A 10,416-nucleotide genomic window follows, 5' to 3' on the forward strand; every position below is an offset into this window, starting at 1 on the left:
CGCTTAATGCACTCTTTTGTGAGTAACCCGGCTGTACTCGAGCTCTGTAAGAACCTATTGGTTCTTACAGACACTTATGAATGTTACTTTTTGCCCTGTAAGAACATATATGCGCTTAWTGCACTTTTTTGTGAGTAACCCGGCTGCACTTGAGCTCTGTAAGAACCTATAGGTTCTTACAGACACTTATGAATGTTACTATTGGCGCTGTAAGAACACATATGCGCTTAATGCTCTCATTCATGAAAATAAGAAGTAATATACACACGCTTAAATTCCTAATGGAACCATATACAGTCCGGTATACCCGTCGTTTTTCATCACAACATCAACGCCATACGTTTGCTTAATCGTTTCCGCTGTCACGACTGTCTCAGGCGCACCTTCTCTTACGATGCATCCTAATTTCATTACAATAATATGGTCGCTGTATCGAATAGCCTGATTCATATCATGCAGGACCATCACTATCGTAATTCCATGCTTGCGGTTCAGCGTCTTTACTAACTCTAATATTTCGATTTGATGATAGATATCCAAATACGTCGTTGGCTCATCCAAAAATAACAGCGAGGTTTGCTGTGCCAGCGCCATTGCGATCCAAGCTCTCTGCCGTTCGCCGCCAGATAAATGCGCTAGACTCTGCTTTCGCTTGTTCAGCAGATTCGTGCAGTTGAGCGCCCAATCCACGGCTTCATCATCTAATTCGCTCTCTTGTCCCCACCTACTCCGATGCGGCAATCTACCGAAGCGAACCAATTTCTCTACAGTCAAATCTGCAGGCGCTTCCTGCTGCTGATGCACCACGGCCAGCTTCTTGCCAAGCTCCTTTGGCTTGATTTGCGCGAGCTGCTTCCCATTCAGCAGCACCTCACCTTCGCTTGGCCGAAGATTTTTCGCCATTACTCCAAGCAAAGTTGACTTCCCGCAGCCATTTGGACCAATGATCGTCGTAATCCGGCCTTCCGCAATACGGCTAGTTATTCCGTTCAAATGGAAAGTTTTTTTGTCATATGAAAACCTTATTCCATTAATGTCCATGGACGCGTTCGCTCCTTCGCAGCAAAAAAATGAGAAAAGGACCGCCGATGACTGTCATGACAATCGAAGCTGGAATTTCTGTCGGAGCTAAAAGAGTACGGCCAAGCGTATCCGCAGTCAAAATGAGCCATGCTCCGCCAATCGCAGAGAAAGGCAGCAGCACTTTATGGTCTGAGCCAATGAGCAGCCTCGCGATATGTGGGACGAGCAAGCCGACAAACACGATTAACCCGCCAATAGCTGTTGCAACAGAAGCCAAAAGCACGGCAACAACCGAAACGAGCAGCCTTACTTTCATAACAGACAAACCAAGATTTTGAGCGGTTCGATCCTGCAAAACAAGCGTATTGCACCATGAGCCAAGCAGCATCGAGAGTAACAAGCCTACACCGCCATACAGCGCCAACATATGTACATCATCCCAGGTTTTCATTGTAAATATAGAGGAAATCGCTTGATTTACGCTAGTTACCGCATAGCTGCCGCGATAATTAAAGGACTGCCCAAGACCTGTAAATGTAGCATTAATCGCCACACCGACCAGAATAAGCCGAAGCGGACTGAGTCCAGAGCGCCACGAAAGCGAATAGACCAATAGACAAGCTATTGCTCCTCCAACAAATGAAAACAGCGGCATCCAAAAAAACAATGCTGGGAATATCGTTACAAGCAGCAAAGAAACCAAGCCTGCCCCTGATGAAATGCCGATAACACCTGCGTCTGCCAGCGGATTGCGCATTACGGCTTGCAGCAGTACACCAGACACGGCTAGCGCAGCCCCTGTCAGTAAAGCAACGATTATACGCGGCAGCCGCAGGTCGCGAACAACCTCTACCTGTTCACTTGGCGAGCCAAGCAACCCTTTCATGAGTTCAACAAATCCAACGCTGATGCTTCCAGTCGTCATGGAGTATACGATGGTTGCCAGAAGGAGCAGCGTAATTGCGATGAAGCTGAATATCGTTTTTGGCATAAAAAACATCCTTATTTATAATCCTGATAAAGCATTGGAGCGAGCGCGGTTAGTGCTTGGACAACAGCCAAATTTCCCGTCGTGCCAAATAAAGTTTCTTCCAGATCATATACACGCCCCGTCTTTACCGCTTCAAAATGCTTCCAGATATCATTTTTTTTGAATTCTTCATCAAACATTTTTACAACCTCAGCCGGCATCCCATGCGCTGCTCGCAAAATGACATCCGGATTCGCCTTCTGCAAATATTCCGTATTGGAAGCCAAAAATTCAACCTGCTCGCCCTGCACGATATTTACTCCCCTTAGCAAACGAACAAGATCGCCGATGTAAGAATGCTCCGTCGCAACCAAATAACTGCCGGGCACACCAAGCAGGATCAGCACCGTCGGTTTTTCTTTACCTTCTGTATTCCGAGTGATGGCAGCCAGCATTTCCTTCTGTTCATTTACGATTGCAGCAGCCTGTGTTTCTCGCCCATACCGTTCTCCGAGCGCTGTAATTTCAGCTTGCATGCTGGAGATACTCGTTAAATTCAGGAAATCAGCCTTTAGCCCTGCACTCTCAAATACAGGCTCCAGCTCATATTGCAGCGTTGAGACAGACAGCACCTCCGTCGGCTTCAAGGATTTAACCATTTCTATATCAGGACTCATTGGATTCCCAACTTTAGTAACGGTGCTGTAACGCTCAGGCAGCGTTTTTACGCTTTTTGGTATTCCAACTAAATCAAGCTCAAGCGCGTCCATAATTTGTGTAATAGCTACGGTCGTTGACACGATGCGCTGGCTAGACTCCTCGGATACAGTGCCCGAAGCCGCTACTTTTGCCGAAGAGTTTGCAGATGACGCAGCAGTTGGCGCATCTGCCGAGCCGCTTCCCGCTCCAAGCGATCCGCAGCCTGCCATCATCGAAGCAAGAAACAGCAGGGATAACCCCTTCATAAATCGATAGAGCATTTCCTTCTTACCTCCTTAAAAACAGCACAGAGGACACCCRTTAATCAGGGTCCTCCTATGCCAACTGTTTAAATCACCCGCTTCAAGCTCTGCAACAGCTGGAGCCTTCCTTGCTGCCTCTTATGCCGTTTTAGCTTTTTCTTGCTCCGCTGCTTTCGCTTCTAAATAATCGACAGCACGCAAAACGAGAGTAATCGCCTCAGCTCTTGTTGCGGACTTCGTTCCGCCGAACTGATTTTGATCCAGTCCCTTAATTAATCCGTACTTCACTGCCGTAGCAATGTATGCTTTAGCGTAGGAAGGAATTTCTACTGCATCCGCAAAGTTAAGCGAATCCGCTGCTTCCAGCGGCAAATGAAGTGCTCTTACGATCATGACTGCAATTTCCGTACGGTTTACATTTTGCATTGGACGGAATGTCTGATCCTCATAGCCATTAATAATGCCTTCTGCTACCGCTTGCTCGATAAAGGACTGTGCCCAAGTAGGAATGTTTTTCATATCTGCAAAAGCTGTTGAAGCGTTCTTGCCTTCCAGCTTCAGAGCTCTGCCGAGAATAACCGTCCACTCCGCACGATTGACTGTTGCATTCGGTTTAAAGCTTCCATCCGGATAACCCTGAACGATGTTTAGCTTCAATGCGCGATTAATGGCTTCTTTCGCCCAGTTGTTTGTTAAATCTTTAAATGCAGCCGTAGCATCTTTGCCAGCCAGCTTATCTTTTTCCTCTTGTTCTTTTTTCTTTTTCTCAATTTCTTCTGGCGTCTCTCTTGAGACGACAGAGCCAAATGAATCAGAGTCCCAGCTTTCTACTGGCGTTATTGCGCCAAGCTGAATTTGAATGCTGTATTCATGATGGTACTTCACTTCAGGCCAATCAATTTTCACCCAGCCATCCAGCTTAGCCGGTAGATCGGCTACTGTAAATTGTACTCGTCTTGTGTTAGCGGAAGCATCGGATTCGATCGTTGCTGGCGTAGAACCGCCAATCGTAAATCCGGTAATTTCCTTGCTTTGCTTTAAATTGACTTGTACATGCTTCACACCATTTTGCACGAGCAAACTAGCAGGATGTGCTACATATTCATCCATCACCGATGTTTGTGTAGTGCCTTGTTTTAAAAACTGAATATCAATCAAATACTTGCCGTCCGCAAGTGCTCCCGGTTCTGTCGGTTTGACCGGATCAACAACGACAATTTTTGTCGCTTGGAAAGCTTGCAGCGCTTGCTCGACCGCGCCTTCTGCATCAATGAGCTGCTGCTTTGTAGACAGTATATTGTTTGCGATAGAGTTCGCCGCTGTAATTGCACTAAGCAGTGCGTCTTTTGCTGATTGCGGATATTGCCCGGCACCTGTACCTGCGGCTGCTCCATCATGAGCCGCCTTCGCTGCTGCAATAGCTGCCTTCAAAACTGCTGGATCACCATGGTCAAACAACAGACGAATGTTATGAGTCGCATCATAAGGTTTGCCTGTACGCGGGTCAATTACGTTTGGCATAATAATTCGAACTTGCCCTGGCACAATTGCCGTTAAATCAYCCACTTTAAATTTGATAACCCTCGTATTTTCCGTCTTGTTTTCACTGACAACGGTCACATCTGTAAGTATGCTGTTCTGAGCAACTTTAAACTCTGTAACGATGCTGCTGTCCTTTATTGAAAAAGATACATAAGTCTCACCGTTATTGGACGTAACAGAAGCCGGCTTGAGGAAGTAACTGTCCATGCTCGATAACGCTGCATTTGTTGCATGCAGGGCTGCGAAAGAAATATTGCGAATCTGGCTTCCTTTAAAAACTTGAACAGATTTCTCTAAAATCTTTGCCGCATTTGCAATTTCTGGACGTGTAGAATTGAGTTTCTTCCCTGTTTGTTCAGCTAATTGAATAGCAGAAAGCAATGATTTTTTTGCCGCCGCCTCATATTGCCCAGTAGCCGTTCCAACAACAGCGGAATCATGCAGTTGACGCGCTGCAGTGATCAAAGCGTTTAAGGCATTAAGATGATTCGCATTATAGCTGAATAGTACTGTTCGCTTCTCTGTACCAATTGTGTACTCTAGTTTTGATAAGCCTTGATAAATAGAATCGTCTGCCTTTTGATGTCTTGCGGCAAACTGATAGGCCTGTATCAGCCCTTCATACCCCTTTTCGATAAGCGTTTTATAACCTGTCAGCGTACTAGAGGAAATCTCGCCGTTTGCGCTTTGTCCATATAACGTTAATTCAGGTGCAATTTCCATCGGCTCTGCAAAAACAACGTGAGCATACGCTTGAAAATAAGGCGCTGCCGATTGAGTAAACATACTTACTTCTGTTTTGAAATCTTTATTGTGTTTGGATATTTCTCCTGTTTCAGGGTCCAGCACAAGCAGCGGTAATATCTCCTTCTTGTACTGCTGCTTTTTCAAATCCTCCACATTGGCAGTCAACACATTTAAAGCATTATTGACGGCTGTTTGAGATGCTTGCGGATCAGCAGCTACAGTCTGAGCGTCCACAATCCATTGCCCAAGCCTTACGCTCGCTCCAACCGAATACTCACCATCCGTTAATACCCCATGAGCGACTGAAGCTCCATTTGCTGTCCCTATATTTTTTACCGTTGTCGCAAAAGCTGAAATTTCTTCTAACGCACGTACTAAATTCGCTTTATTCACGACAAGCCGAGCAGCCTCGTACTTCTTTTTGCCCTCTTGCAGAACAAGGTAAGCAGCCTTGATCAGCTCTTGATTGGAACCGCCAGCGCTATCTGCAATGCTTCTTGCCTGAGTGATCGTATTTTGAAAAGTCGCTTTAGAACCAGCCAAATAGAAGCCATCGCCAGTTCCCTCCGTTGTTGTACTTAGGAGCTCATTCGAAACTGTAAATAAAGCTTCGAGCTGCTCCAAAGTTACAGCTCCAGTCTCACCGCCACTATTGCCTCCTCCATCAACAGGCAGACCTGTGATATCTAATTGAAGCTGAACATTATACCAATTGTCATAATTTACTGAAGGAATAACGATATGAATCAAAATTTCTTGTTTTTCTTGCAAGTTCTCAATATCATAGCTAACAACGACGTGATCCGGATCTAATCCGTCCCCTGCTGGTTGAACAGCAACGACTTGATACCCTTCTATGCCGTTGATTGTGTTCCCATTGATTACTGCTTTATCTTTTCCTGCTAATTTAGCCGAAAAATGTTGAAAGGAAGTATACTGCGTAACCTCATGCTGAAACTTTGCACTGCCATTAGAAATAATCAGCTTGCCTGTGCTCGGATTAAGATAATCGTTAATAATCGATCGTTCATTGCTTCCATCCTTCACATAAAGAAAAGGAACACTATACTCCCCATTTGGCGTTACACCCGCCGCTGCACTCACAGGAAAGGCCGACAGCAACAATACGAGCGCCACGAGCAGCGCCGTCAATCGGCGAAATTTCATTTGCATTTCAAAAAACACTCCTTCGTCATTTAACTGCTATCGCTTATGTACCCTAGCATTTTGAACAGGAGAGCGAAACATGCCGCAGCATTGCTCTCCTGTTATTTTTAAAACGCTATTCTAACCGTAGAGCTCGCTGATGCTTAAACGCTCCAATTGAATTGGATTGTGTGAACCGTATTGTAGCCTTCAAATCCTGGTGATGGCGGAACGACAACGTGGATTTTGGCAACTTGGTTCGGTGTGAAATCAGCCACTTCAAATGTAAATTCAACGTTGCCGCCTGTATAATTAGCAGCTGCATAGCTGTATGTTCCAGTAGCAGGATCTTGCACTTGCAAGTATTGAATGAAGCTTGAACCAGAGAATGTAACCGTTGTCGTTGTGCCATTGCTAGCTACAACTGCATCGCCTACTTTATAGGCATCAGCATAAGAATTGGCTGTATCTCCCGCGTTGCGAACGACATAGCTTACACCAGTACTTGCGAAAGCAGATGGAACAACTAGAGCTAAAGCCATTACGAGCATTAACATAACGAAACTTGTTTTTTTCATCGATTTTACCATTTAGAACACTCCTTATTTTTTAGCGAATTTGGTTTTGCGCAAAAGAATATAGGCTACTCCGACAACAATAATGATTAGGGAAATAACAAGCGGTGACAACACGCGCTTAGAAGAAGCCGAATCTGACAACTGCTGCGCAGCTTCACCTGTTGCAGGTGTATCCATATCAGCCCCAACAAGCTGAACATCGGCCTTCGGCTCTTCGTGAACAACTGTCTCAGCAGAGTCCACTGCTAGGGTATCCTCTGCAGAGGCAGACTCTAGTGTAGATGGGGTTAAAGTCTCCTTAGGCGATGATTGCCCTTCAGCTTCAGCCGCTATCGGACTAACGGTTGGAGCAGGCGAAGCTTCGACCTGTATCTCTTTCTTAGAATCTTCTTTTTTAGAATCGACCGTTTCAGAGCTCGGCTTATCTACCTCAACCTTTGGTTTTTCTGTCACCTTATTTGTGGTTTGAGGAGCTGTTTTACCTGTCTTTGCTTCGGTCTCTTTTTTTGGTTCTATTGTGGTTGCTGCTGGTTTCTTTTCTTCTTTGACAGGGGCATCGGCTTTGCTGATCTGCTTCAGACTGCGGGAATCGAAAACTAGTCGAATTGTGTAGCTGTGATCGTAATCAATATCCTCTACCGTTACGTGGATCTTGGACTCTAACGGCGTTGTAAGATCAGCAATTCCGAACTTAACGATTCTCGTATTGTCAGCTTCGTTGCTAGATACAATAGCCGTATCTATGTACCCGCCGTCACTCGGAACTTTGTATTCCGTTACCCATGAGCTATGGTTTATTTGCAGTTGTACCTGCAAAGCTCCTTTGGTCACAATCAGCTTGGCTGGTTTTGCCCAATAGTCATTTGCCATTGATACCGATTCATCTTCGGCTTTCTTGACAACATAATCTATCGAGTACGTACCATCAGCCAGTTCAGCTGCATGTGCTTCAGGTGCAAACGGAACAACGAGTAAAGTAATCATGATGAAGAAAGCCAGCACTCCAAACTTGCGAATAATTCTCTTCTCCTCCTTTACTCCCGACATCCAAGCTCGCAGCAGATTATCCGAATGGCTCTCTCTCACATCATGAATATGATAATCATTATCAATAAAAAGTTATTTTGATTATGATAATCATTATCATTATACAATTAAAAAAAAAGCAATCTGCTGCAGAATGCATCCCCATTTCAGGAAACGCCATTCTCAGGAATGAAACTATCATGCATGCCCACATTTTGTCAACACAAAAAAAGAAAATTATTTATTTTCTATATAATCCCTTTTTAGGTATTGACGTCCTCTGTTTTTAAGCATTATACTCTCGAAGAGATCATTGAGACTGATTATCAATACCATTTAGCTTGGAGGTACTGCAATTGTTATGAAAACTTGTCTCCCCTTATTTGCTGTGCTTCTGTTGCTCGTTTTTACAGGATGCAGTATCGGCAAAAGCAGCTCTTCAGAAATAAGCGATGGAAGTCTGATAGTAAAAGACTTTGCAGGACGCCAAATTGCCTTTAAGGAACCTCCCGCCAAAATTGTTGCACTGGGCAGCGGCGAAGCTGATATTGTGGCAGCTTTAGGAGGAAATCTAGTCGGCCGACCTACAACATCCGCTCAGCCCGTTAATCGAGCAGTCCTCGAAGCTGAACAAATCGGGAATGCTCACGAGGTTGATATGGAAAAAATAGCATTGCTTCGCCCTGATGTCGTGCTTGGCAATTATCCATTGAATGAGAAGGATATTCCCGTCCTTCAAGGAATCGATGTACAGCTCCTGTTGACGGGTGCCAACTCCATCGACGACATTAAACGCCAGATTGAGCTGATAGGCCAACTTCTTCGCAAAGAAGAGCAGGCACAAGCAATTATCGCCAACATTGTTGATAAGATTGCTGTTTATAAACATACCGATGAAGCCAACAAGCCGCGAGCGCTGCTTGTATATGGAGCTCCAGGTACATTCATGGYAGCACTTCCTAATTCCTTGAGCGGCAACATACTCGAAACCGCTGGCGGAGTAAATATCGCTTCGGATTATCCGAGGCTGCAAAGCTTCCCGCAATACGCGCAGCTAAACGCAGAACGTGTTGTTGAAGCAGACCCCGACATCATTTTTTTCATGACGCATGGCAATCCTGAGGAAATCAAGAACAGCTTCATTCGTGAAATGGAGACTAATTCTGCATGGAGCAGCATATCCGCCGTCAAGCAGCAGCGTATTGAAGTGCTGCCGCAGGACCTGTTCGGTACTAACCCTGGAACTCGTGTGATCGAAGCACTTGAGCTTATGGACCGCTTGCTGAAAGAAGTGCCTAACTGAAAGGATACTAAATAAGGATTATGAATAAAGAAACACGTACAAAAAGACGTAAGCTGGCCTTCATCATCTCACCCATATTTCTGCTTTTAAGCGTTCTTATCGGGTTAATATCTGGATCAATCACGATTCCACTGCACGAGATATGGAGCATTCTTATCACAGGCGATTCATCAGCTCACTCCGTAATATTGCTTGATCTTAGGCTCCCTAGAGTATTAATTGGTTTATTGACAGGCGCATGCCTTGCTGCATCCGGAGCAATTCTGCAAAGTGTCATGCGCAATCCGCTTGCTGATCCCGGCATTATTGGCGTATCGGCAGGTGGCGGTCTCGCTGCTGTCATCACGATGGTGATGCTGCCGCAATTCAGCTTTTTATTGCCAGCTGCTGCTTTTGTTGGCGCCCTCTCTGCAAGTCTAATTATTTATTTTCTTTCATGGGATAAAGGTGCTTCGCCTATTAAGATTGTATTAGCCGGTGTTGCAGTAAACGCGCTCGTGGGGGCCGTTATGAATGGCGTGATGGTCGTTTACAGCGACCGGGTTCAAGCTGTGCTTCCATGGCTTTCCGGCGGATTAAATGGACGAAGCTGGCATCATTTCAGCTTTATGCTGCCTTACGCGCTCGTTGGCCTCCTTCTTACGATACCAGCGATCAAATCAGCCAATCTGCTGCTGCTCAGCGACGATTCTGCTCGCTTGCTGGGACAAAAAGTGGAGTTGCAGCGGCTTCTGCTTATTCTCTTATCTGCTCTGCTTGCAGGAATTGCAGTAAGCGCCGCAGGCCTTGTCGGCTTCGTTGGGCTGGTTGTGCCTCATATGGTCCGCCTTCTCATTGGAGACGATTACCGTTATTTGCTGCCAGTATCCATAATAACCGGTGCTGCTCTGGTCGTCATTGCCGATGCCGCGGCTCGTTCCTTATTCGTCCCTGTTGAGCTGCCGGTTGGCATCTTATTAGCTTGCATCGGCGCACCGTTCTTTTTGTATTTGCTGAGGAGGAGTAACTGGCGATGAAGGCGATTCAAACCCATTCGTTAACGCTTGAAGCAGGCATGTTCAAGCTGTCAGATGTTAATATGGTTATCCCTAAAGGTAAAATAACTGCGATAGTCGGGCC

General features: G+C 45.5%; 8 protein-coding genes. 2 read left to right on the forward strand and 6 right to left on the reverse strand.

The window, feature by feature from the left end:
- Positions 1 to 270 precede the first annotated feature (270 nt).
- The 6 genes from AB4Z17_RS28555 to isdC form a co-directional block, all read right to left on the reverse strand.
- Positions 271 to 1,041, reverse strand: a complete 771-nt coding sequence (locus AB4Z17_RS28555) for an ABC transporter ATP-binding protein (protein WP_441963574.1) — start codon at positions 1,039 to 1,041, stop codon at positions 271 to 273.
- On the reverse strand, positions 1,031 to 2,014 hold the full coding sequence (locus AB4Z17_RS28560) for a FecCD family ABC transporter permease (RefSeq protein ID WP_441963576.1): 984 nt from the start codon (positions 2,012 to 2,014) through the stop codon (positions 1,031 to 1,033). Before AB4Z17_RS28560 ends, AB4Z17_RS28555 begins: the two co-directional genes overlap by 11 nt.
- Positions 2,015 to 2,025: 11 nt before the next feature.
- On the reverse strand, positions 2,026 to 2,973 hold the full coding sequence (gene isdE, locus AB4Z17_RS28565; RefSeq protein ID WP_441963577.1) for a heme ABC transporter substrate-binding protein IsdE: 948 nt from the start codon (positions 2,971 to 2,973) through the stop codon (positions 2,026 to 2,028).
- A gap of 120 nt (positions 2,974 to 3,093) precedes the next feature.
- Positions 3,094 to 6,417 carry an NEAT domain-containing protein gene (locus AB4Z17_RS28570; protein WP_441963578.1) on the reverse strand — a complete coding sequence of 1,108 codons (3,324 nt, stop codon included), beginning with the start codon at positions 6,415 to 6,417 and terminating at the stop codon, positions 3,094 to 3,096.
- Between the two features lie 137 nt (positions 6,418 to 6,554).
- Positions 6,555 to 6,980, reverse strand: a complete 426-nt coding sequence (locus AB4Z17_RS28575; RefSeq protein WP_076270885.1) for an NEAT domain-containing protein — start codon at positions 6,978 to 6,980, stop codon at positions 6,555 to 6,557.
- Between the two features lie 12 nt (positions 6,981 to 6,992).
- Positions 6,993 to 8,015 carry a heme uptake protein IsdC gene (gene isdC, locus AB4Z17_RS28580; protein WP_441963579.1) on the reverse strand — a complete coding sequence of 341 codons (1,023 nt, stop codon included), beginning with the start codon at positions 8,013 to 8,015 and terminating at the stop codon, positions 6,993 to 6,995.
- Between the two features lie 340 nt (positions 8,016 to 8,355).
- Here isdC and AB4Z17_RS28585 point away from each other — a divergent pair, with 340 nt between their 5' ends.
- Both AB4Z17_RS28585 and AB4Z17_RS28590 read left to right on the forward strand, forming a co-directional pair.
- Positions 8,356 to 9,297, forward strand: a complete 942-nt coding sequence (locus tag AB4Z17_RS28585; protein WP_441963581.1) for an ABC transporter substrate-binding protein — start codon at positions 8,356 to 8,358, stop codon at positions 9,295 to 9,297.
- Positions 9,298 to 9,317: 20 nt separating this feature from the next.
- Positions 9,318 to 10,313, forward strand: a complete 996-nt coding sequence (locus AB4Z17_RS28590) for a FecCD family ABC transporter permease (protein ID WP_441963582.1) — start codon at positions 9,318 to 9,320, stop codon at positions 10,311 to 10,313.
- Positions 10,314 to 10,416: the final 103 nt, after the last annotated feature.

Source organism: Paenibacillus sp. TAF43_2, assembly GCF_052113545.1.
Taxonomy (GTDB): Bacteria; Bacillota; Bacilli; order Paenibacillales; family Paenibacillaceae; genus Pristimantibacillus.